At 70.4% G+C, this 22,322-nt stretch carries 18 protein-coding genes and 1 pseudogene; 17 read left to right on the forward strand and 2 right to left on the reverse strand.

The window, feature by feature from the left end; genetic code table 11:
- Positions 1–272 precede the first annotated feature (272 nt).
- On the forward strand, positions 273–1,283 hold the full coding sequence (locus tag IE250_RS23685) for an FAD-dependent oxidoreductase (protein WP_229872723.1): 1,011 nt from the start codon (positions 273–275) through the stop codon (positions 1,281–1,283).
- Between the two features lie 1,348 nt (positions 1,284–2,631).
- A pseudogene (locus tag IE250_RS25100) lies at positions 2,632–2,802 on the forward strand (GMC oxidoreductase); the annotation flags it as partial.
- 215 nt (positions 2,803–3,017) lie between these two features.
- Here IE250_RS25100 and IE250_RS25105 read toward each other — a convergent pair.
- Positions 3,018–3,722, reverse strand: a complete 705-nt coding sequence (locus IE250_RS25105) for a sulfite exporter TauE/SafE family protein (RefSeq protein ID WP_189671817.1) — start codon at positions 3,720–3,722, stop codon at positions 3,018–3,020.
- 55 nt (positions 3,723–3,777) lie between these two features.
- On the reverse strand, positions 3,778–4,794 hold the full coding sequence (locus tag IE250_RS23705) for a LacI family DNA-binding transcriptional regulator (protein WP_189671786.1): 1,017 nt from the start codon (positions 4,792–4,794) through the stop codon (positions 3,778–3,780).
- A 333-nt stretch (positions 4,795–5,127) separates the two neighbouring features.
- On the opposite strand from IE250_RS23705, the gene IE250_RS23710 reads away from it, so the two are divergent.
- The 15 genes from IE250_RS23710 to IE250_RS23780 all read left to right on the forward strand — a co-directional run bounded on the left by IE250_RS23710 (position 5,128) and on the right by IE250_RS23780 (position 22,321).
- The gene (locus IE250_RS23710; protein WP_229872725.1) at positions 5,128–6,174 is read left to right on the forward strand and encodes a sugar ABC transporter substrate-binding protein; all 1,047 of its coding nucleotides are present in this window, start codon (positions 5,128–5,130) and stop codon (positions 6,172–6,174) included.
- A gap of 87 nt (positions 6,175–6,261) precedes the next feature.
- Positions 6,262–7,320 carry an ABC transporter permease gene (locus IE250_RS23715; RefSeq protein WP_189671787.1) on the forward strand — a complete coding sequence of 353 codons (1,059 nt, stop codon included), beginning with the start codon at positions 6,262–6,264 and terminating at the stop codon, positions 7,318–7,320.
- Between the two features lie 2 nt (positions 7,321–7,322).
- The gene (locus IE250_RS23720; RefSeq protein ID WP_189671788.1) at positions 7,323–8,177 is read left to right on the forward strand and encodes an ATP-binding cassette domain-containing protein; all 855 of its coding nucleotides are present in this window, start codon (positions 7,323–7,325) and stop codon (positions 8,175–8,177) included.
- Positions 8,178–8,217: 40 nt separating this feature from the next.
- Positions 8,218–9,396: a Gfo/Idh/MocA family protein gene (locus IE250_RS23725; protein ID WP_189671789.1), complete on the forward strand. Its 1,179-nt coding sequence runs from the start codon at positions 8,218–8,220 to the stop codon at positions 9,394–9,396.
- A gap of 30 nt (positions 9,397–9,426) precedes the next feature.
- Positions 9,427–10,446, forward strand: coding sequence for a sugar phosphate isomerase/epimerase family protein (locus IE250_RS23730; RefSeq protein ID WP_189671790.1), 1,020 nt, complete (start codon positions 9,427–9,429; stop codon positions 10,444–10,446).
- 19 nt (positions 10,447–10,465) lie between these two features.
- On the forward strand, positions 10,466–11,410 hold the full coding sequence (locus IE250_RS23735) for a Cgl0159 family (beta/alpha)8-fold protein (protein WP_189671791.1): 945 nt from the start codon (positions 10,466–10,468) through the stop codon (positions 11,408–11,410).
- Between the two features lie 11 nt (positions 11,411–11,421).
- A complete protein-coding gene (locus IE250_RS23740; RefSeq protein ID WP_308434183.1) occupies positions 11,422–12,540 on the forward strand; it encodes a transaldolase family protein in 1,119 nt (372 codons plus the stop codon).
- A gap of 20 nt (positions 12,541–12,560) precedes the next feature.
- Entirely contained in the window at positions 12,561–13,514 is a 954-nt protein-coding gene (iolC, locus tag IE250_RS23745) for a 5-dehydro-2-deoxygluconokinase (RefSeq protein ID WP_189671793.1), read from the forward strand.
- A gap of 104 nt (positions 13,515–13,618) precedes the next feature.
- Complete coding sequence (locus tag IE250_RS23750; protein WP_189671794.1) at positions 13,619–15,169, forward strand: CoA-acylating methylmalonate-semialdehyde dehydrogenase; 1,551 nt, start codon at positions 13,619–13,621, stop codon at positions 15,167–15,169.
- 33 nt (positions 15,170–15,202) lie between these two features.
- A complete protein-coding gene (gene iolB / locus IE250_RS23755; protein ID WP_189671795.1) occupies positions 15,203–16,141 on the forward strand; it encodes a 5-deoxy-glucuronate isomerase in 939 nt (312 codons plus the stop codon).
- Between the two features lie 20 nt (positions 16,142–16,161).
- Complete coding sequence (gene iolD, locus IE250_RS23760; protein WP_189671819.1) at positions 16,162–18,045, forward strand: 3D-(3,5/4)-trihydroxycyclohexane-1,2-dione acylhydrolase (decyclizing); 1,884 nt, start codon at positions 16,162–16,164, stop codon at positions 18,043–18,045.
- Positions 18,046–18,114: 69 nt separating this feature from the next.
- Entirely contained in the window at positions 18,115–18,996 is an 882-nt protein-coding gene (locus IE250_RS23765) for a sugar phosphate isomerase/epimerase family protein (RefSeq protein ID WP_189671796.1), read from the forward strand.
- Positions 18,997–19,344: 348 nt separating this feature from the next.
- Positions 19,345–20,550: a TadA family conjugal transfer-associated ATPase gene (locus IE250_RS23770; RefSeq protein WP_229872726.1), complete on the forward strand. Its 1,206-nt coding sequence runs from the start codon at positions 19,345–19,347 to the stop codon at positions 20,548–20,550.
- Positions 20,550–21,407, forward strand: coding sequence for a type II secretion system F family protein (locus IE250_RS23775; RefSeq protein WP_189671798.1), 858 nt, complete (start codon positions 20,550–20,552; stop codon positions 21,405–21,407). Before IE250_RS23770 ends, IE250_RS23775 begins: the two co-directional genes overlap by 1 nt.
- Complete coding sequence (locus IE250_RS23780; protein ID WP_189671799.1) at positions 21,404–22,321, forward strand: type II secretion system F family protein; 918 nt, start codon at positions 21,404–21,406, stop codon at positions 22,319–22,321. The genes IE250_RS23775 and IE250_RS23780 overlap by 4 nt, the downstream gene beginning before the upstream one ends.
- Position 22,322 lies beyond the last annotated feature (1 nt).

The following is a 22,322-nucleotide window of genomic DNA, read 5'->3' on the forward strand; positions in this document are numbered from 1 at the left end:
CCTGAGTTCACCTCCGGCATCCCGGACAACCTGCTTTACCTGCGCCTTTGTGGACAAGCCTGTGGATGTTGGGGATAAACGCGCGCACCCGGGGAAAGTTATCCACAGGCCGCCCTGCGAAGGTGAACATTTGGCCCTGGCGTTATCGGCCATGGCGAAGAGGGGGCGCCGTCAAGGGGTGAAGAGTCAAGGCTCGCAAATCGGGGCGTTTCGATCCAAAGCCCCTCGGCAAAGCGGACAGATGGACTCTTGACAGGGACGAGTCGGGTCCGGTGGCCCGTGGCCTGGGCTGCGAGGTCACGGTCGTGGAGCCGGCCCCGGTGCCCCTGGCGCACGCGGTGGGTGCGGAGGTCGGCCAGGTGCTGACCCAGGCACATCGCGAGCGGGGCGTGGACGTGCGCACCGGCGTCGGAGTCACGCAGGTGCACGATGGCGGGCTGGAGCTGGCCGACGGCACGACCGTGGAGGCCGACGACGTGCTGCTCGCAATCGGCTCGGTGCCCAATACCGGGTGGCTGGAGCTGAGCGGGCTGCCCGTCGCGGACGGTCTGGTCTGCGACGAGTACTGCGCAGCGGCCCCGGGCGTGTACGGGGTCGGGGACGTGGCCCGGTGGGACAACCCCTTGTTCGGGGCCTCGATGTGGATCGAGCACCGCACACATGCGGGGGAACAGGGCCTGGCGGTGGCCCGCAACCTGCTGAACCCGGATGCGCCCCGGCCGTTCGCGCCGGTGCCGTACTTCTGGTCGGACCAGTACGGCATGAAGATCTGCGTGGGCACGACGAGGTCCGGATCGTCGAGGGCGACCCGGCCGAGCGGCGCTTCCTGGCTGCGTACCGCACCGGCGACCGGCTCGCGGGCGTGCTCGCCATCGGCATGCCGCCCCGGGCGGTCCGCCCGTGGCGGCAGCGCATCGCCGCGGGCGCCACCTGGCACGACGCTGTCGGCGACCTGTCCGACGGCGAGACGACGACCCCACGGGAGGCGGTCAGCGCTGGCGCACCGGCCTGACACGCAGGATGAGGTGGTGGTCGTCACCGGCGCCGGAGGCATGGGCGAGGCCGTCGCCAGCAGGATCGGCACCGCGCACGTGATCGACGCGTTCGAGTACGTAGCCGCGTCCGGTCTCTCGCTCGTGTGCGTCGCGAGCATGGCCGGGCACTACGCGCAGCTCACCGCACAGCAGGAGCGCGAGCTCGCCACGACCCCCGCTCGGCGAGCTCGCCGAGGTGGTCGTACTGCGTTTGCAGTACGACAGCCCGTCCACCTGGACGATTCGTAGACCGGTAGATCTTGCGATTTTGGTGGCAGGACGAGGCGAGCATCCCGCCCGGCTCGCCATCAGGCCCCGAGGAGACATCATGTCCGAGATCACCGAACCAGTTCCCCACACCATCCATCGCGAGCGTGCTGTTGTCGTCGGCTCGGGCTACGGAGGCGGGGTGACCGCGCTGCGTCTCACCGAGGCAGGGTTCCCGACCCTCCTTCTCGAGCGCGGCATGCGCTGGGAGACCGGCCCCGACGCGACCACCTTCGCCAGGTTCTCCACCATGGACAACCGGTCCGCCTGGCTGACCGACCACAGCGTCATCCGCAACATCGACAAGACCTGGGCGCCTTACACGGGGGTGCTCGAGGAGGTCGTCGGCGACGGCATGACCGCCACCTGTGGCGCCGCCCTCGGCGGGGGCTCGCTCATGTACCACGGGATGACGCTGCAGCCGTCGAGGGAGGACTTCGCGGCCTCGATGCCGCTCGCGGCTCACCTCTACGACGAGCTCGACGCGTGGGCCTACCCCACCGTGGCGCGGATGCTGGGCGTCTCCACCGTGCCCGACGACGTCCTCGCCTCCGACCCTTACGCCTCGTCGCGGGCCTTTCTCGACGCCGCGCCCGATGCGGGCCTCGAGCCGTTCCATGTGCCGCTGCCCGTCGACTGGGAGTACGTGCGCGGCGAGCTCGACGGCCGATACGAGCCGACCTACACCACCAGCGACATCGCGTTCGGCGTCAACAACGGCGGCAAGAAGTCGATCGACGTGACCTACCTGCGCGCGGCGGAGGAGACGGGCAACCTCCGCATCGAGACACTCCACGTCGTCCGCGACCTCGCCCGCAATGGCGAGGGGCTCTGGGAGCTGTACATCGACCGGATCGACACCGACGGCACCGTCCTGGAGCACAAGACGATCGTCGCGGACGCCGTCTTCCTGAACGCCGGGTCGACCGGGACCACGCGCCTCCTCGTCAAGGCGAAGACCAAGGGCCTCGTGCCCGACCTGCCCGACGCCGTCGGCACCCAGTGGGGCAACAACGGCGACCGCATCTACGCCTGGATCGGGATGGACGCCGATATCGGGACGGTGCAGGGCGGACCGGCCTGTGTCGGCGGCCGCGACACCGACAGCCCGATCCCGTTCACGGTGATCCACGCCGGATCCCCCGAGCAGCCACCGGGGATCAAGATGATGACCGTCGTCGGCTTCGGGGTCGTGGACGCCGCCGGCAACTGGACCTACGACAAGGCCGACGACGACGCCCACCTGACCTGGCCCGCGAGCGGGGACGCCGAGCTGCAGGCGGTGATCGCCGGCTACATGAACCGCCTCGCCGAGGCGGGCGGGGGCATGATGGTCGACACCGACGCGAAGGCGCCGGGTACCTGGCACGCGCTTGGCGGTGTCCCCATGGGAGACGCCGTCGACCTCTACGGGCGGGTCCACGGGAACCCGGGGCTCTACGTGCTCGACGGCGCCCGCATCCCCGGCTCCACCGGTGCGTGCAACCCGTCGATGACGATCGCGGCGCTGGCGGAGCACAGCATCGCGGAGATCATCCGCACCGACCTGAGCACGTGGTCCGACTCACGCAGTCCGGCGCGCCACCTTGCCGAACGCGCCACCGGAGTCATCAGCGCCTGGCAGGCCGCACGGTCAGTGCCCAGGCGACGAGCCCGCGCCGCGGTGAGCGCGGGTCGTCAGGTCGCGACTCGGCTGAAGCGCGAGCATCCTGCGCATCAGGCTGATGCGATGAGTAGACCGGCGGCGACGATGCTCATCGCCAAGGTCGCCAGCTCGAACTGTCGTTGGCGCCAGCGACGCACGAGCCGGGCTCCGACGAAGGCTCCGAGCAGCATCGCCGGAACCAGGCAGGCATCGAGGAGCAACGAGGACCAGCTGATGAGGTCGAGAGAGGTGCTGAGCGGCACCTTGAGCAGGTTGACCACCAGGAAGAACCACGCGCCGGTGCCGAGCATCTGGAGCATCGGCAGCCCGGCCATGACCAGGTACAGCGCCATCACCGGGCCTGCCGCGTTGGCCGTCATCGTGGCGAACCCGGCGACCGCTCCGATGGCCGCGGTCCAGACCGGATGGACTGTCGGCGGCTCACGCAGGTCTTGGTGACGGCGGGTGAGCCGCAGCCCGATCTGCACCGCCCCCATGACGACAAGGACCGCTCCGATGGCCAGCGTCATGGTCGTGTTGTCAACGCGAGCGACGAACCAGGCGCCGAGAAGCAGCCCCGGCACCACGCCCGGAAGCAGGCGGACCAGCTCGCGGGCTGACCCGTGACGGCGGTAGAGCGCCACGGCGACCAGGTCCCCGGCGATCAGCAGCGGGAGCAGCGCGCCGGTCGATTCGCGCGCCGGCAGCACGACGGCGAACAGGACGACGGCGAGCGATCCCACACCGCCGACCGCCGTCTTCGCGAAACCGACCATGAGCCCCGAGAGCGCGAGCAGGGTCCAGTCGACCGCTGACAGGTCGGCGACCACGTCAGCGTTCGCGGACGGGGCCGGTGCTGCGGCGCACGGTCAGCTCGGGCTCCAGCACGATCTCGCGGTCGGCCACCTCGGCGCCGTCGCTGCGCGCCACGGCGCGTTCGACCGCGAGCCGGGCCAGCTCGCGCGGCACCTGCTGGACGCTGGTCAGGTCGACCCCGGGGAGCATGGCCAGCTCGCTGTCGTCGAAGCCGATGACCGACACGTCGCCGGGCACATCGATCCCCTCCTGGGCGAGCACGCTCATCGCGGCGGCGGCGATGTCGTCGTTGAAGGCGACGATCGCGGTCGGCGACTCCGCGTCCTCCTGGAGCAGTGCCCGCGCGGCGCGCTGTCCGTCCAGCTGGTCCTCGCCGCCGCACGGGACGACCCGGATCTGGTCCGCCAGCCCGCGGGCCCGCATCGCGCTGCTGTAGGCGCGGCGTCGCGACTGCGACACGAGACCAGAGCCACCCTCGAGGTGGGCGATCCGGCGGTGGCCCAGCGACACGAGGTGGTCCACGGCCAGCGTCAGGCCGTGCTCGTCGGACGTGCGCACGATGTCGACGTCGGGGTGGTCGACGTGCCAACCCACCACCACCGTCGGGACGTGTCCTGCCAGCAGCGGATCAGGTACCGGCGGGCCGAGCATGACCAGTGCGTCCAGGCGGAAGTCCTGCAGGGACTCCAGGGCCTGCTTCTCATCACGGCTGTTGGTCAGCGCGCTGAGCGCGAGGTTCCATCCCCGCTCCTCCGCCGCGCTGTACAGGCCGTCGATGAGCTCGAAGTGGAAGCGCCCCGCCCTTCCGAAGAGCACGCCGATGACGTGTGCCTTCAGGCTCGCCAGCGACCGTGCCCGGACGTCCGGCCGGTAGTCGAGTTCCTTGGCCACCGCGAGGATGCGCTCGCGGCTGGCCGCGCTGGCACCGGGCGCGTCGCGCATGACGATCGATACCAGCGCCCGAGAGACACCGGCAGCTTTGGCGACGTCCGCGAGCGTGGTCCGCCGCTGCGACCACAGATCCTCCGCCATGCTCCCTCACTTCCCTGCGTCGACGTCAGGCAAACCCTAACCGGTACCGGTGGAGCACCGACCTGGGCGGATCGCTCTGACGTGCGAAGTCTAGAGCGTTCTAGCGCCACGCGCTAGAGCGGTCTAGGTCTCGGCGCCTAGAGCGTTCTAAAAAGTTCGCTGAAAGTGTTGACACCGCGCAATCTCAAAGGCTTCACTTGTGATCGGCGCGCCAAGCGGTCCAGAGAAGAACCACCGGCGCCACAACGGTCCAGAGAAGTACCGGCACCGGCTGCGGGGTCTCCGAAAGGTCACGGCCACCGGCGCAGTCCGGTCGAGAAAGGGAGAATCTTCGTGAGCACGAAGCGCACCTGGGTCCGCACGGGCCTGGCAACCATGGCGGCAGCAACGCTGCTGCTTGTGAGCGCCTGCAACTCGGGCAGCAGCTCGAGCACCGGCACCGACGACGAAGCCACCACGGCAAGTGGGGGCGGCGCCGGCGGGGTCGACATCTATGTCGTCGGCGGAAAGTCGGACGACCCGTTCTGGTCCCGCGTCAAGCGTGGCGCGGAAGACGCGGCCAAGGTCGCGGAGTCGACCGGCGGCAGCGTGACGTGGCTCGGTCCGCAGAACTACGACAACCTCGGGCCCGATGCGGCCAAGCTTATCGACACCGCGGTGAGCAACGGCGCGGACGTCGTCGTCGGGCCGGACTGGGTGCCCGAGGCGGAGGACGCCGCGTTCAAGCGCGTCGTGGACAAGGGCATCCCGCTCTTCATCTACAACTCCGGCGGCCTGGAGGCGGCCGACAGCGTGGGTGCGCTCAACTACATCGGCAGCGACGACCACGAGGCCGGCGTCGCCGGCGGGGAGTACCTCGGCGAGCAGGGGGTCCAGCACGTCCTGTGCGTCAACACCCTCCCTGGCGCCGCGAACAGCGAGGCCCGCTGCGCCGGACTGGCCGAGGGTGTCGAGGGGAGCGGCGGCGAGGCCGAGCAGCTCCCAATGCCGTCCTCGAGCTTCGGCAACCCCACGGCGGTGTCCCAGGGCATCAAGGCGGCCCTCCTCAAGGACGACACGGTCGATGCGGTCGTGACCATCGGCACCGGTGACGCCGACGCCGCGGCGAGCGCGATCGAGCAGGCCGAACTCGGGGACCGCGTGTCGCTCGGGACCTTCGACCTGGACGAGACCCAGCTCAGCCGGATCAAGGACGGCACGCAGCTCTTCGCCATCGACCAGCAGCCCTACATGCAGGGTTACCTGGCCGTCTCCATGGCCAACAGCTACGTGCTCTACGGCATCGAGCTGCCCCAGCGTCCGCTCCTGACCGGGCCGGCCATCATCGACGGCTCCAACGTCGAGTCCGCGATCGCAGGCGCGGAAGCCGGCGTGCGCTGACCCTCCGGATGCCGGGTCTCACCAGGATTCGGCACCACAGCCCTCGCCGACGACGTCGGCAACGACCCTTTCGAGAGCAAGAGAGTCATGGCACCTGTACACACCTCCACCGCGCCCGCATCGGATGGCGCGACGGTCCCTTCCGAGTCGAGGGGCGCTGCGCTCGGCAACCTGGTTCGCCGGCCCGAGACCGGCGCCCTGATCGGGACACTCAGCGTCTTCGTGTTCTTCGCGATCTTCGGCGGGTCCCAGTTCCTTTCCGCTGGCGGAACGGCCAGCTGGCTCAACGTCGCAGCGGAGCTGGGCATCATCGCGATCCCGGTAGGACTGCTGATGATCTCGGGCGAGCTGGACCTTTCCGTCGGCTCGGTCCTCGCCTCGAGCTCGATGACGCTGGCAATCGTCTCGGGGCACTGGGGGGCGCCGGTCGGGCTGGGCATCCTCCTTGCGCTCGGCCTCGGCCTGCTCACGGGCTTCCTCAACGGTCTCTTGGTCACGCGCACCGGAGTGCCGTCGTTCGTGGTCACCCTCGCCACCAACTTCGGCCTGGCCGGGCTGACCCTCGGCCTCTCCCGCGTGATCACCGGCACCACCAGCGTCGCCATCGACCCCGGGTCACCGGCCAAGGAACTGTTCGGCACCCTGCTGGCGAACAAGTTCGAGGTCGCCATCTTCTGGTGGATCGGCGTCGTGCTCGTCGTGGGCTGGATGCTGCACGCCAGCCGCTACGGCAACTGGATCCTCGCTGTCGGCGGCGACACCGTGAGCGCCCGTGCCACCGGCATCCCTGTCCCGAAGGTGAAGATCGCCCTCTTCATGGGTAGCGCTCTCGGCGCCGCCCTGGTCGGGGTGATCCAGACACTCCTTTACAACAGCGCCCAGGTCGCCAACGGTCAGGCGTTCGTCTTCAACTCGATCATCGCGGTCGTCATCGGCGGAGTACTCCTGACCGGCGGCTACGGATCGGTTGTCGGCGTCGTGCTGGGCACGCTGACCTTCGCCATCGTCCAGCAGGGCATCTACTACACCGGCTGGAACTCCGACTGGGCCAGCCTCATCCTCGGCATCCTGCTGCTTGCCGCGGTCCTGATGAACAACACCTTCCGAAAGATGGCCCTGTCCTACGCACCGAAGAGGAAGGCGTGAGCATGTCCGAGCCGCTCCTGAAGCTGACCGACGTCTCCAAGTCGTACGGCGCCACCGCCGTCCTGCACGACATCTCCCTCGAAGTCCGGCCGGGCGAGGTGCTGTGCCTGCTCGGCGACAACGGCGCCGGCAAGTCCACCCTGATCAAGGTGCTCTCGGGCTTCCACGAGCCGACGTCCGGCACTTTCGAGGTCGACGGGAAGCCGGCGACCTTCAAGAGCCCCAGGGACGCCGGCGAACACGGGATCGCCTGCGTCCACCAGTTCGGTGGAACCTTCCCGCTGATGAGCATCGGGCGCTCGTTCTTCGTGGGCGCCGAGCCGACCAAGGGCTGGGGCCCCCTAAGGCGGTTCGACCGGAAGTTCGCCGGCGAGGTGGCGGTGCGCGAGATACGCGCGCTGGGCATCACCAGGGTGACTGACGGCGACCGGCTCGTGGGTGGACTGTCCGGAGGTGAACGCCAGGCTCTGGCGATCGGCCGTGCCGTCTACTTCGGCGCCAACGTGCTGATCCTCGACGAGCCGACCGCGGCGCTGGGTGTCAAGGAAGCCGCACATGTCCTGCGCATCATCATGCAAGCGCGCCAGAAGGGCATCGCCGTCATCCTCGTGACCCACAACGTCACCCACGCCATGGCGGTCGGCGACCACTTCGCGGTCCTTATTCGCGGAACCCTCGCCGCCGACTTCCGCAAGGGCGAACGTACGCGCGAGGAGATCACCGACCTCATGGCGGGCGGCGAGGCGATGGCCGAGCTCGAAGCAGAGATCGAGGCCTACCAGCGCGAGCACGCCGGCCAGGTGCCCGACCCGGCGGAGCTCGAGCAGCTCGCCGACCACCAGAAGCCGACCGCCTGACGGTCCCAGACGTTCGATCGACGACAGAAAGCAACGTGAAATGACTAAGAACTCCCTTGGTATCGCCGTCATCGGTGCCGGAATGGTCGGACGTGCCCACGCCGCCGGCTACCGTGCCGCCAGCCAGCTCTACGATCTCGACCTGCCGGACATCCGGCTGGTCGCGATCGCGGACACCCATGAGCCGTTCGCGGTCGACGGCGCCCGGCGCTTCGGCTACGAACGCGCGGAGACCTCGTGGCAGGCGATCGTGGAGGCGCCCGACGTCGACGTGGTCTCGGTGGCGATCGCGAACGTGCTGCACAGACCGGTCGTGGAGGCACTGCTCGCAGCCGGGAAGCACGTCCTGTGCGAGAAGCCGCTGGCGCCGTCGGTGGAGGACGCAAAGGCGATGGTGGCGGCCGCCGAGACCGCCGACAGCCAGTCCGGCGTCGGCTTCTCCTTCCGCCGCACCCCCGGGATCAATGCGATCCGCGAGCAGGTCCAGGCCGGCGCGATCGGCGACCTGCGGCACTTCAACGGCCACTACTGGTGCGACTACGCGCAGGATCCGAAGAACCCGATCAGCTGGCGCTACAAGGGCGCCCCCGGGACGGGCGCGCTCGCCGACATCGGCAGCCACATGATCGACCTGGGGGAGTACCTCTGCGGGCCGATCGCGAGCGTGAGCGGGGCGGTCTTCCAGACGTTCACCCGTGAGCGCCCGAAGCCGCTCGGCGCGACCGTCGGTCACGCCGGCGGGGCGGTCAGCGACGAGACCGAGCCGGTGGAGAACGAGGACATCGCCACCTTCACCGCCACCTTCGCCGGCGGTGCCGTCGGCACGTTCTCCATCAGCCGGGTCGCGCACGGGCTCCCGAACGGCCTGGGGTTCGAGATCTTCGGCGGCACGGGTGCCGCTGGGTTCGACCTCAACCGGCCCGGCGAGTTCACCTTCGCCGACCAGAGCGCCGGCAGCCGGACCAACGGCTACCGCCAGGTGCTCATCGGCCCCCAGCACCCCGGCATCCTCAAGGGCATCCCGATGGACTTCCCGTCCGTGGGCCACGGCCAGAACGAGCTGTTCGCCTGGCAGGCCCGAGCGTTCCTGGACCAGGTCGCCGGCCTCGGAAAGCTCCCGACCGTCCCGTCGCTCGCGCACGGCCTCCACAACATGGAGATCCTCGCCGCCGTGAGCGAGTCCGCCGCCGACGGCGGCAAGACGGTCACTCTCGCCTGACACCAAGAACCAGCACCAAGGAGTATCGATATGAAGCTCGGCGCCTACACCGCCTGCCTGCACGACAAGACCCTCGACGACGCGCTGTCCATCCTTGGTGGCCTCGGCCTGACCTCGGTCGAGGTGAACTCCGGCGGGTTCATCGGCACACCGCACTGCCCTGTCGACGAGCTGCTCGAGAGCGAGGACGCACGCCGCGACTACCTCGCGACCTTCGACCGGCACGGGATCGAGCTCACCGCCCTCAACTGCAACGGCAACCCCCTCCACCCCGACGAGGAGGTGCGGTCCAAGCACGCCGAGGACGTACGGCGGTCGATCCGGCTCGCGGCGCTGCTCGGCGTGAAGACGGTCATCACCATGTCCGGGCTCCCCGGGTCGGAGCCCGGGACGACCCGTCCGTCGTGGAACGTCATCCCGTGGGACTCCGCCTACAAGGAGAGCCTCGACTACCAGTGGAACGAGGTCGCCGTCCCGTACTGGACGGAGATCCAGCTCCTCGCCGCGGAGAACGACGTCAACGTCGCCATCGAGATGCACCCCCACAACCTGGTCTTCAACCCGGCAACGCTCAAGCGCCTCGCCGAGCTGACGACCCCCGAGGGCGGCCGCACTCACGTGGGTGCGGAGATGGACCCCAGCCACCTCTTCTGGCAGTGGATCGACCCTGTGGCGGCGATCGAGGAGCTCGGAGACCTGGTGTTCTTCGCCGCGGCCAAGGACACGCTCATCCACGAGACCGCCCAGGTCAACGGCGTCCTCGACGACCGGTTCGAGTGGATCCCCGAAGAGGAGAACCCGGTCGGCCTCGGCGGCCACTACACCGTGACCCGCTGGCCGGCGGTGCCGGGCTGGTCGTTCGTCGCCGTCGGTCGCGGCCACGACGTGGAGTTCTGGAGCCGGTTCCTGACGGCGCTGCACAAGGCCAACCCGGACCTGCACGTCAACATCGAGCACGAGGACGCGTCGTTCGGCCAGATCGAGGGCATCGAGTTCGCCGCCCAGAACCTGGTCGAGGCCGGCCGGCGCTCCGGCGTCGTCGAGCACTGACACCCCAAGGAGCACCGGCATGACCAACTACCTGACCCGCGAGGCCACGACGCCGGACCTGACCGACGAGCAGTGGGACCGCCTGCTCGAGGTGCGGGCCACCGACCCCACCGCGATCGCGCGGGGGTACGCGACCCGGCGCCGCCCGGAGCCGCTGCTCTCGACGAAGCGGACGTTGTTCCTCGTCGCGGCCGACCACCCGGCGCGAGGTGCGCTCGCCTCGGGCGGGAACCCGATGGCGATGGCTGACCGCCGGACGCTTCTTGCGCGTCTCGTCACCGCACTGGAGAACCCGGATGTCGACGGCGTGCTCGGGACCCCGGACGTGATCGAGGAGCTGCTGCTTCTCGGGGCGCTCGAGGGCAAGGTCGTGATCGGATCGATGAACCGCGGCGGCCTCGACGGAGCGACGTGGACCATGGACGACCGTTTCACCGCGTACGACGCCGCCAGCATCGCCGCGTGTCGGCTCGAGGGCGGCAAGATGCTGCTGCGCATCGACGACCAGGATGTGCTGACGGCGGACACCATCGAGGGCTGCTCGATCGCCGTGAGCGAGCTCGCGGCCCTCGGGCTCATCTCGATGGTCGAGCCGCTGCCGTACCGCTTCGAGGACGACGGCAGGCGCACGCTCCTCAAGGACGCCAAGTCCCTCGCCCGGGCGGTCACCGTGGCCAGCGGTCTGGGCACCACGAGCGCCTTCACCTGGCTCAAGATGCCCGCCTGCGACGATCCCGAGGTGGTGTTCGGCGCCACGACGCTGCCCTGCGTCGTCCTGGGCGGCGTGCCCAGCGCTGACCCGGAGCGGGACCTGAAGGACTGGGGCCGTGCACTGGTGCAGCCCACGGTGCGGGGCCTCGTCGTCGGCCGGGCCCTCCTCTACCCGCCCGACGGCGACGTCGCCGCTGCCGTTGCCTCGGCCGCCGCGGTACTCCATGCCGCTCATTCGGCACGACAGATATGAAGGAGCATCTTGTGACCGACACCCATTCCGCCGCACGCGCGGACGCGAGCTCGATCGTCGACGACGCGCTCCCGCCTACCCTGCGGGCCGCTCGCACCACCCTGACGGCCCTGTGGAACGACTCCGCGGACCTCGACGAGCTGCGCCGGTCGATCGAGTACGGGGCGGTCGGCGCGACGTGCAACCCCGTCATCGCACTGACGACGATCGGCCGCCACCTCGACGAGTGGGGCCCGCGCCTGCGGCAGATCGCCGCGGAGAACCCGACGTTCTCCGAGTCCCAGGTGGGCTGGGCAGCGGTCGAGCAGATGTCGGTCGAGGCTGCGGCGCTCCTCGAGCCCGCGTTCGTCGAGCATGCCGGCCGCAACGGGCGCCTGTCGATCCAGACGGACCCGCGGCTCCACAACAACCCCGAGGCGCTCGTTGCGCAGGCCGAGCGGTTCCACGCCTTGGCCCCCAACATGATCGTCAAGATCCCGGCGACCAGCTCGGGCATCGTGGCCATCGAGGAGGCGACGTACCGGGGCGTCAGCATCAACGCCACCGTGTCCTTCACCGTCGCCCAGGCAGTGGCCGTCGCCGAGGCGATCGAGCGCGGCTTGGACCGCCGCGACGCCGAGGGCAAGGACACGGCGTCGATGGGTCCCGTCTGCACCATCATGGGCGGCCGTCTCGACGACTGGCTCAAGGCGGTCGCCGTGCGCGACCGGGTGCTCCTCGACCCCGGCGTGCTCGAGTGGGGCGGCGTCGCGGCCCTGAAGAAGGCCTACCGCACCTTCACCGAGCGGGGTCTGCGCACCCGCGTGCTCTCCGCCGCGTTCCGCAACCAGCTCCAGTGGAGCGAGCTCGTCGGCGGCGACCTTGTCGTGTCACCCCCGTTCGACTGGCAGGTCCGCATCAACGCCAACCCGTTCGACGCCGCACGCCGCATCGACGTACCCGTCGACCAGGAGATCGTCGACACCCTCTATGAGCGGCTCCCCGAGTTCCGCAAGGCCTACGACGTCGACGGGCTCACGCCTGCGGAGTTCGACGAGTTCGGCGCCACCCGCCATACGCTGCGCCAGTTCCTGGCGGCGACCGCCGACCTCGACGCCCTCGTGCGGGACCAGATCCTGCCCTCCGTCTGAGTCACCCGGTACGCCAGCACATGAACACCACACCCGCGACCTTCGACGTCATCACGGTCGGCCGCGTCGGCGTCGACATCTACCCGCTCCAGGACGGCGTGGGCCTCGAGGACGTCGAGACTTTCGGCAAGTACCTCGGCGGCAGCGCCACCAACGTGGCGATCGCCGCCGCCCGGCACGGCCACCGCACCGCTGTCATCACCCGCACCGGCTCCGACCCCTTCGGACGCTTCGTGCGGCGCGAGCTCGTCCGCCTCGGCGTCTCCGACGCGTTCGTCGGCGTCGAGCTGGACCTGCTCACGCCCGTGACGTTCTGCGAGATCTTCCCGCCTGACAGGTTCCCCCTCTACTTCTACCGGAGGCCGAAGGCCCCAGACCTCGCGATCACCGCGGACTCGCTCGACCTTGACGCGATCCACGACGCAGGCGTCTTCTGGCTGACGGTCACCGGCCTCACCGAGGAGCCGAGCCGCTCGGCCCACCACGTCGCGTTGACCGCACGCGGCCGGCGACGTCACACCGTGCTCGACCTCGACTACCGGCCGATGTTCTGGCTCTCGCCGGCGGACGCAACTCGCGAGGTCCAGCGGGCGCTCCCGAACGTGACCGTCGCGGTCGGCAACAGCGAGGAGTGCGAGGTCGCGGTCGGCGAGACGGATCCGCACCGTGCCGCCGACGCACTGCTGGAGCACGGGGTCGAGCTCGCGGTCGTGAAGCAGGGGCCGAAGGGCGTGCTCGCCAAGACCCGCGACAAGACGGTCCAGGTCCCGCCGTTCCCCGTGGAGGTCGTCAACGGCCTGGGTGCGGGCGACGGGTTCGGTGGAGCGCTCTGCCACGGCCTCCTCGAGGGCTGGGACCTGGAGCAGACCGTGCGGTTCGCGAACGTGGCCGGGGCGATCGTCGCCTCGCGGCGGGAGTGCTCGACCGCGATGCCGACCAGCTCCGAGGTCGAGCAGGCACTTCAGGGAGCCTGACGACGTCCCACACTGACCGTTTCCCCTCCCCAGAGCGGTTCGAGGAGTTCCGCTCCGTCCGAGCCGTGACCACCGCCTGACCGCAAAGGAAGCAGAGAACCACCATGAGCCACAGCACCGAGAACCTGCCGGTCGCCGATCCCTTCGTCGAGGAGGGTGGCCTGCCCGTCGTGGGCCACTGGATCGACGGCACCTACCACACCTCCCGCAGCGGGCGCACCGCGCCCGTCTACGACCCTGCGATCGGCAAGCAGACCAAGGAGGTCGCCCTCGCCGACGAGGCGGAGGTCGAAGCCGCGATCGCTTCGGCCGCGCGCGCGTTCCCCGGCTGGGCGGCGACGTCCATGACCAAGCGCCAGGCCGTCGTGTTCCGCTTCCGCGAGCTGCTCAACGAGCGCAAGCACGAGCTGGCCGAGATCATCACGAGCGAGCACGGCAAGGTTGTCTCCGACGCCGCGGGCGAGGTGCAGCGCGGGCTCGAGGTCGTCGAGCTCGCCACCGGGTTCCCGCACCTCCTCAAGGGTGCCTACTCCGAGAACGTCTCGACGGGCATCGACGTGTACTCGACCAAGCAGCCCCTTGGTGTGGTCGGCATCATCAGCCCGTTCAACTTCCCCGCCATGGTGCCGATGTGGTTCTTCCCCATCGCGATCGCCGCCGGCAACTCCGTCGTCCTCAAGCCGAGCGAGAAGGACCCGTCGGCCGCGGTCTGGATGGCCGAGCTCTGGAAGGAGGCGGGTCTGCCCGACGGCGTGTTCACGGTCCTGCAGGGCGACAAGCTCGCCGTCGACGGCCTGCTCACCCATCCCGAGGTCAAGGCGATCTCGTTCGTCGGCTCCACGCCGATCGCGAAGTACATCTACGAGACCGCCGCCAAGCACGGCAAGCGTGTGCAGGCGCTCGGCGGCGCGAAGAACCACATGCTCGTCCTCCCGGACGCCGACCTCGACCTCGTGGCCGACCAGGCCATCAACTCGGGCTACGGCTCGGCCGGCGAGCGCTGCATGGCGATCAGCGTCGTGCTCGCCGTCGAGCCCGTCGCCGACGAGCTCATCGAAAAGATCACCGAGCGCATCGCAAGGCTCCGCGTCGGCGACGGCCGCCGCGAGCCCGACATGGGCCCGCTCGTCACGGCCCAGCACCGCGACAAGGTGGTCTCGTACATCGACATCGCGGCCGAGGACGGCGCGACGGTCGTCGTCGACGGCCGCGGCATCGAGGTGGACGGCGCGGCCGACGGCTTCTGGCTCGGGCCGACCCTGCTCGACTGCGTGCCCACGACGAGCCGTGCCTACACCGAGGAGATCTTCGGCCCGGTGCTCTCGATCGTGCGCGTCGAGAGCTTCCAGCAGGGCGTGGACCTCATCAACTCCGGCGAGTTCGGCAACGGCACCGCGATCTTCACGAACGACGGCGGTGCCGCTCGTCGCTTCCAGAACGAGATCGAGGTCGGCATGATCGGGATCAACGTCCCGATCCCGGTGCCGGTGGCGTACTACTCGTTCGGCGGATGGAAGAACTCGCTGTTCGGCGACTCGAAGGCCTACGGCATCCAGGGCTTCGACTTCTTCACGCGCGAGAAGGCGGTCACGTCGCGCTGGCTCGACCCGGCCAAGCACGGCGGCATCAACCTCGGGTTCCCGAAGAACGACTGACGACGCACGGATCACAAAGGAGTGAGGCACGCGATGCACGCACGCAACGCATGGTTCCGCCCGCGCGGGACGCTCTCCCAGGACGGCTGGAAGAGCGTCGTCGAGGCGACGCTCGACGGCTGGGTGCACACCGGCCTTCGCGTGGCCGACCTCGGCGACGGTGGCTCACGTGACCTGCCCGCCGCCGACGTCGAGCGGATCGTCGTGCCGCTCACCGGTGGCTGCGAGGTCGCGTGGACCTCGTCCGACGGTTCGGGCGCCGTCGAGTCCGGCACCGTGGAGCTCGAAGGCCGGTCGTCCGTCTTCGACGGTCCGACCGACGTCGTCTACCTCCCCGTCGGGACGGAGGCGGTGATCTCCGGTCCGGGCCGCGTCGCCGTCGCGGAGGCCCCGGCGACCGAGCGGCACCAGCTGCGGGTGATCGCCAAGGACGAGGTGCCGGTCGAGCTCCGGGGCGCCGGCCGGTCGAGCCGGCAGGTGCACAACTTCGGCACGCCCGGCGTGCTCGACGCTGAGAAGCTGATCGTGTGCGAGGTGATCACGCCGGCCGAGAACTGGTCGTCGTACCCAGCACACAAGCACGACGAGCACATCGCGGGCCACGAGTCGCGGCTCGAGGAGATCTACTACTTCGAGTCGGCCCCCGCGCGCGGCCTCGACGCGCCCGCGGACGCCGAGCCGTTCGGCATGTTCGCCACCTACTCCTCGCCCGCCGGCGAGATCGACGTGACCTCGATCGTGCACACGGGCGACGTCGCGCTCGTGCCGTACGGCTACCACGGCCCGGCCGTCGCGGCACCCGGTTACGACCTCTACTACATCAACGTCATGGCCGGGCCCGACGCCGAGCGCGAGTGGCTCATCAGCGACGACCCCGCCCACGCGTGGGTCCGCTCCAGCTGGCAGACCCAGACCATCGACCCCCGGCTGCCCTACACGGCCCGCCAGGCCACCCACCAGGAAGGACTGTGACGACCGTGCAGACCAAGCGGATGACGGTGGCCCAGGCCCTCGTCGAGTTCCTCGCCCGCCAGTGGACCGTCGACGGCGACATCCGGGAGCGCACCATACCCGGCGTGTTCGGCATCTTCGGGCACGGCAACGTCGCCGGCATCGGCCAGGCCCTGCGTCAGGCGAACGAGCTCGAGCCCGACCTGATGCCGTACTACCAGGCCCGCAACGAGCAGGCCATGGTGCACCAGTCGGTCGGATACGCCCGCATGCACCGCCGTCGCGCGACGTTCGCGTCAGCGGCGTCCGTCGGCCCGGGCGCCGCGAACATGCTGACCGGTGCCGCTCTTGCCACCAGCAACCGGATGCCGGCCCTGCTGCTGCCGAGCGACACGTTCGCCACGCGCGTGGCCGACCCCGTGCTGCAACAGCTCGAGCTCCCGCACGACATCGGCGTCCAGGTGACCGACGCCTTCCGCCCGCTGTCACGGTTCTTCGACCGCGTGCAGCGCTCGGAGCAGCTCTACTCGATCGCGCTCGCGGCGATGCGTGTGCTCACTGACCCCGCCGAGACCGGCGCCGTCACGATCGCTCTCCCCGAGGACGTGCAGGCCGAGGCGTTCGACGTGCCCCTGGAGTTCCTTCAGGAGCGGGAGTGGCACGTCCGCCGTCCGCTGCCCGAACGGGGTCCGCTCGAGCGTGCGGTCGCCGCCGTCCGCGCGGCGAGGCGGCCCGTCATCGTCGCCGGCGGCGGCGTCATCTACTCGGGCGCCGAGGACGTGCTGCGCCGCCTCGTCGAGGCGACCGGCATCCCGGTCGGCACGTCACAGGCCGGCGGCGGGTCGCTGCCGTGGGACCACCCGCAGTACCTCGGCGGCATCGGCGCGACCGGCACGACCGCCGCGAACCGCCTCGCCGCCGACGCCGACCTCGTCATCGGCGTCGGCACCCGGTACAGCGACTTCACCACCGCCAGCCGCACCGTGTTCCAGGACCCCGGCGTGCGGTTCGTGAACATCAACGTCGCCGCATTCGACGCGTACAAGCACGGCTCGCAGCTGCCCGTGGTCGCCGACGCCCGCGAGACCCTGGCGGCCCTGGCCCACGAGCTCGAGGGACACCGCGTGGCGCCGGCCTACACCGCACGCATCGAGCGCGAGAACCGCGAGTGGGACACAGCCGTCGACACCGCGTTCGCCCCGTCCGGCGCCGACCGGCCCGGCCAGGCCGAGATCATCGGCGCCGTGCAGGGCGCGAGCGACCCGACCGACGTGATCGTGCAGGCCGCCGGCTCGCTGCCCGGAGACCTGCACAAGCTCTGGCGCGTGCGCGACCCGCTGGGCTACCACGTCGAGTACGCGTTCTCCTGCATGGGCTACGAGATCGCCGGCGGGCTCGGCGTCCGGCGCGGCGCACCCGACCGCGACGTCATCGTCATGGTCGGTGACGGCTCGTACCTGATGCTGCACACCGAGCTCGTGACCGCCGTGGCCGAAGGCCTCAAGGTCATCGTCATCATCATCCAGAACCACGGCTACGCCTCGATCGGGCACCTGTCCGAGACCGTCGGGTCGGACCGGTTCGGCACCAAGTACCGCACCTACGACGAGAACGCCCGCAACTTCGAGGGCACCGAGACCCTCCCGGTCGACCTCGCCGCTAACGCGCGCTCCTACGGCGTCGACGTCATCGAGGTCGCCCCCGGCCCCAAGTCGATCGAGGAGCTGAAGTCCGCCATCGCGACCGCGAAGGCGTCCGATCGGTCGACGGTGATCCACCTCGAGTCCGACCCGCTCGTGTACGCACCGGACGGCGAGGGCTGGTGGGACGTCCCCGTCGCCCCGGAGGCGGAGCTCGAAGTGACGAGGAGCGCCTACCGCGACTACCTCGTCGACAAGGCCAAGCAGCGACCGCTGCTCGGATGACTCCCTGCCCCGCACGACGGCGCGCCCGAGCGCCCCGCGTTCCACGCCTAGAGCTGAGAGGACACCACCATGGTGACGATCGCCCTTGACCCCACGCCCTTCCACCACGACAACGGCCTGCTTGACTTCCCCGATGTCGTGGCCAGGCTCGGTTACGACGCGATGCAGCTCACGCCGCACGCGGACTTCACGCCGTTCTTCCGGTACCCGAAGGCGGACGACGGGCTCGTGGCCGCCCTGCGGAAGCGTGCCGCCGATGCCGGGGTCGCGATTCCCGCCATCCTGCCGGTGCAGCGCATCTCGTGGCCCGACGAGCCGCAGCGCGAGGCGGCCGTGCGGAACTTCCTGCGCGTGATCGAGCTCGCCGTCGAGCTGGAGGTCCCGGTCATCAACACGGAGTTCAGCGGCCGCCCCGAGCGGTCCGAGGACTCCGAGGCCGCGTTCTACCGGTCGATGGAGGTCATCCTGCCCCGCATCGAGCAGGAGGGCCTGCGCCTGAACATCGACCCGCACCCGGACGACTTCGTCGAGGACGGGCTCGAGGCGTGGCGCGTCATCCGCGGCCTGAACTCGGCCTCGGTCGGCTTCGTGTACGTGGGCTCGCACACCTTCCACTACGGAGACCGTGCTACCACCCTCGTCCCGGACCTCGGCGACCGCCTCGGGGCTGTCTACGCCGCGGACTCCTTCGACCACCGCCGCTCCCACGGGCTGCGATACATCTCCAACCCGCCGGGCAACACCGCCCGGGTGCACCAGCACCTGCGCATCGGCGACGGCGACGTCGACTGGGTGGAGCTGTTCGGTGAGCTCGCGAGCACCGGATACCTCGACCGCGACGACGCCCTCATCGTGTCGAACGTCTTCGCCGAGGACGAGGACGCCGAGGAGGTCTCGCGCTTCCAGCTCGTGCGACTGCGCGGACTCATCGACGCCGCCCGCGCCGCGTAGGGGCTTGCTCGCGGGCTCGGAGCTCGGGGGCTATCCACAGGCTTCCCGACTGTGGCGCGCGGATCCGGGTGGATCTTCATACAGTCGGAGCGGTGGTGATCCGCAGGGGGTCGCGTCGGAAGCGATACCACCAGCGCGAGCTTGGGGGAGGGCGGCATGTCTGCTGTGGTGAAACGGGAACGAGTGGGCCAAGGGGCTTGGGATGGTGCCGGCGATGCTGCCGCGGTCGCACATGACCGGTACGAGGCGCGAGCCGATGGGTCTGTCTTGCTTGAACGTGAGGTGCGGGAGCTCGTCCGTCGACGTGGGCTTGACCCGATGGCCGAATCTGAGCGATTCGAAGTATTGGTGCGCGAAGCGGCTGCGGACTACGCCGAACGCGCGGCCCGGGGTGCCGTCCAGCCGCTGACCGACGTGGATGGGGCAGTGCAGGAGGTCATCGACACGGTCGGTGGATTCGGGCCTCTGCAGCCGTATCTCAACGATCCGGAGATTGAGGAGATTTGGATCAATTCGCCGACGCACGTCTACGTCGCGCGGCGCGGCGTGCCCGAGCTGACCAGCACGGTCCTGACCACCGAGCAGGTGCGTGACCTGGTGGAACGCATGCTCAAGACCTCGGGGAGACGCCTCGACCTGTCCAGCCCGTTCGTCGACGCGCGGCTGCCGGGCGGCGAGCGGCTGCACGTCGTCATCCCTGACATAACCCGCGCGCACCTCGCGGTGAACATCCGCAAGCACGTGGTGCGGGCCCACTCGCTCGCGGACATGGTGCGGCTCGGGTCGCTGACCGCCCAGGCCGCTACCTTCCTCGACGCCGCGGTGCGGACAGGGCTGAACGTGCTGGTGTCGGGCCAGACCCAGGCCGGCAAGACCACGATGCTCAATGCGTTGGCCGGGTCGATCCCCGGCTCTGAGCGGGTCATCTCGGCCGAGGAGGTCTGGGAGCTGCGCCTCCCGGTCCGCGACCACGTGGCGCTGCAGACCCGCCCGGCGAACCTCGAGGGCACGGGCGAGGTGCCGCTGCGGCGCCTGGTCAAGGAGGCCCTGCGGATGCGTCCCGACCGGATAGTGATCGGCGAGGTCCGCGAGGCCGAGGCGTTCGACCTGCTCATCGCCCTGAACAGCGGCATCCCCGGGATGTGCACGCTGCACGCCAACACGGCGCGCGAGGCAGTCGCCAAGATGACCACGCTCCCGCTGCTCGCGGGCGAGAACGTGTCCGACCGGTTCGTGGTACCCACCGTTGCCTCCGCGGTGGACCTCGTGGTGCACCTCGGCCTGAGCAGGGCGGCCGACGGCTTGGTCCGGCGGCAGGTGCGCGAGATCGTCGCGGTGACCGGCCGCGTCGAGGAGGGGCGCATCGAGACCGCTGGGATCTTCGACCGGGACGCCGGGGGCGACCTGCGCCGCGGCGACGGGATGCCGCCCGGCGAGGACCGGTTCGAGCGTGCCGGGATCGACGTGCGGGCGCTGCTCGCCGACCCGCGCGTCGTTCCCGTCGGCGCGCGTCCCGAGGCCCGCGCGGGCGCCGGTCCCTGGGCGGCGCGCTGATGGGCGTCGTGGCGGGACTGCTCCTGGGTGCCGGTGTGTTCTGCGTGTGGTGGTCGTTCTGGGCCCCGACGCCGCGCGCCGTCGGCCGGGTGACCTGGCAGATGCGCACCCGGGACCTGCTCACGCAGGCCGGAGCGCCATCGGTCACGCCCGCGATGCTCGTGGGTGCCTGCGCGGCGCTGGGCGTCGTGACCCTGCTGCTGGCGCTCGTCCTGACCCGCTCACCAGCCATCGCCGCATGCTTCGCGGTGCTGGCCGCGCCCGGCCCCGTGATGCTGGTCCGCGCACGGGCACGCCGCCGTCGTCGTGCACTGCGGGAGGTCTGGCCAGAGGTCGTGGACCACCTCTCTTCAGGGGTGCGGGCCGGGCTGTCGCTGCCCGAGGCGGTGGCCCAGCTGGGGCACCGCGGGCCGGTCGAGCTGCGGGAGCCGTTCGGCCGCTTCGCGCACGACTACCGGGCCGGCGGCCGGTTCGGGGACGCGCTCGACGCACTCAAGGAGCGCCTCGCGGACCCGGTGGCCGACCGGATCATCGAAGCCCTTCGCCTCACGCGGGAGGTCGGCGGCCAAGACCTGGGCCGGCTCCTGCGGACGCTCAGCGGATTCCTGCGGGAGGACGCCGCGACCCGCGGCGAGCTCGAGGCACGACAGAGCTGGACCGTCAACGGCGCCCGCGTAGCGGTCGCCGGACCGTGGGTGGTGCTCGCCCTGCTCTCCACCCGGCCGGAGACGGCCCGCGCCTACGACTCGCCCGCCGGGATCACGGTGCTGGTCACCGGCGGACTCTGCGCCCTGGTCGCCTACCGGGCGATGCTGCGGATCGGGCGCCTGCCCGCCGAGCGCAGGGTGCTGCGGTGACGGGCTGGGCGTCGGGGGCGCTCGCGGGCCTCGGCGTCGCGCTGGGGATCCTGATCGTGCTGGCCCGCCTGCGGGCGCGTGCCGTCACCCTCGACGAGCGGCTCGCGCCGTACCTGCGCCCGCGCGACGCGACCTCGACGCTCCTGCGCGAGGTCAGCCGCACCTCGGCGGTGGTCCGCCTCCTCGGCCTGCACGACGTCGGCGCGCGGCTCGAAAGGTTCGGCTCGCCCCGCGAGGAGGTGCGACGACGGCTCGACCGCGCCGGGTCCGCGGAGTCTGTCGACCACTTCCGGGCCCGGCAGGTTGTGTGGACGGTGGCCGGGCTCGCCGCCGGCCTGGGGATCGCACTGCTGCTCGCGGCGACCCGCGGGGCCGCGGTAGTCCCGCTGGCGGCGCTCGTCGTCGTCGCGGGCGGATGCGGCTACGTGGCGTGCGACCAGGCCCTCACCCTGCAGGTCCGGCGGCGCGAGGAGCGGCTGCTCGCCGAGCTGCCGACCATCGCGGAGCTGCTCGCCCTGGCCGTGGCGGCGGGGGAGAGCCCGCCTGCCGCCCTCGAACGCGTGGCCTCGACGGCGCGCGGCGAGCTGGCCGCCGAGATCCGGCGCATGGTCGCCGAGGTGCGCGCCGGAGCGCCCGTGACCGCCGCCCTGACCGCGCTCGCGGACCGGTCCGGCCTGCCGCCCCTGTCGCGGTTCGCCGAGGGCGTGGTGGTCGCGCTGGAACGCGGCACGCCCCTGGCCGACGTGCTGCGGGCCCAGGCCCACGACGTCCGTGAGGCAGGCCGCCGCTCGCTCCTGGAAGCGGGCGGCCGCAAGGAGATCCTGATGATGATCCCCGTGGTGTTCCTGGTGCTTCCAGTGACCGTCATCTTCGCTGTTTTCCCGAGCCTTGCCACTCTGAGGATCGGGCTCTGAC

It is taken from the genome of Promicromonospora soli, assembly GCF_014653785.1.
Classification (GTDB): domain Bacteria; phylum Actinomycetota; class Actinomycetes; order Actinomycetales; family Cellulomonadaceae; genus Promicromonospora; species Promicromonospora soli.

What these genes read in the sequence shown, in the direction of transcription:
- IE250_RS25105 (WP_189671817.1), bottom strand. Translation starts at nt 3,722, where the DNA reads ATGGTCGGTTTCGCGAAGACGGCGGTCGGCGGTGTGGGATCGCTCGCC.
- IE250_RS23705 (WP_189671786.1), bottom strand. Translation starts at nt 4,794, where the DNA reads ATGGCGGAGGATCTGTGGTCGCAGCGGCGGACCACGCTCGCGGACGTC.
- IE250_RS23715 (WP_189671787.1), top strand. Translation starts at nt 6,262, where the DNA reads ATGGCACCTGTACACACCTCCACCGCGCCCGCATCGGATGGCGCGACG.
- IE250_RS23720 (WP_189671788.1), top strand. Translation starts at nt 7,323, where the DNA reads ATGTCCGAGCCGCTCCTGAAGCTGACCGACGTCTCCAAGTCGTACGGC.
- IE250_RS23725 (WP_189671789.1), top strand. Translation starts at nt 8,218, where the DNA reads ATGACTAAGAACTCCCTTGGTATCGCCGTCATCGGTGCCGGAATGGTC.
- IE250_RS23730 (WP_189671790.1), top strand. Translation starts at nt 9,427, where the DNA reads ATGAAGCTCGGCGCCTACACCGCCTGCCTGCACGACAAGACCCTCGAC.
- IE250_RS23735 (WP_189671791.1), top strand. Translation starts at nt 10,466, where the DNA reads ATGACCAACTACCTGACCCGCGAGGCCACGACGCCGGACCTGACCGAC.
- iolC (WP_189671793.1), top strand. Translation starts at nt 12,561, where the DNA reads ATGAACACCACACCCGCGACCTTCGACGTCATCACGGTCGGCCGCGTC.
- IE250_RS23750 (WP_189671794.1), top strand. Translation starts at nt 13,619, where the DNA reads ATGAGCCACAGCACCGAGAACCTGCCGGTCGCCGATCCCTTCGTCGAG.
- iolB (WP_189671795.1), top strand. Translation starts at nt 15,203, where the DNA reads ATGCACGCACGCAACGCATGGTTCCGCCCGCGCGGGACGCTCTCCCAG.
- iolD (WP_189671819.1), top strand. Translation starts at nt 16,162, where the DNA reads ATGACGGTGGCCCAGGCCCTCGTCGAGTTCCTCGCCCGCCAGTGGACC.
- IE250_RS23765 (WP_189671796.1), top strand. Translation starts at nt 18,115, where the DNA reads ATGGTGACGATCGCCCTTGACCCCACGCCCTTCCACCACGACAACGGC.
- IE250_RS23775 (WP_189671798.1), top strand. Translation starts at nt 20,550, where the DNA reads ATGGGCGTCGTGGCGGGACTGCTCCTGGGTGCCGGTGTGTTCTGCGTG.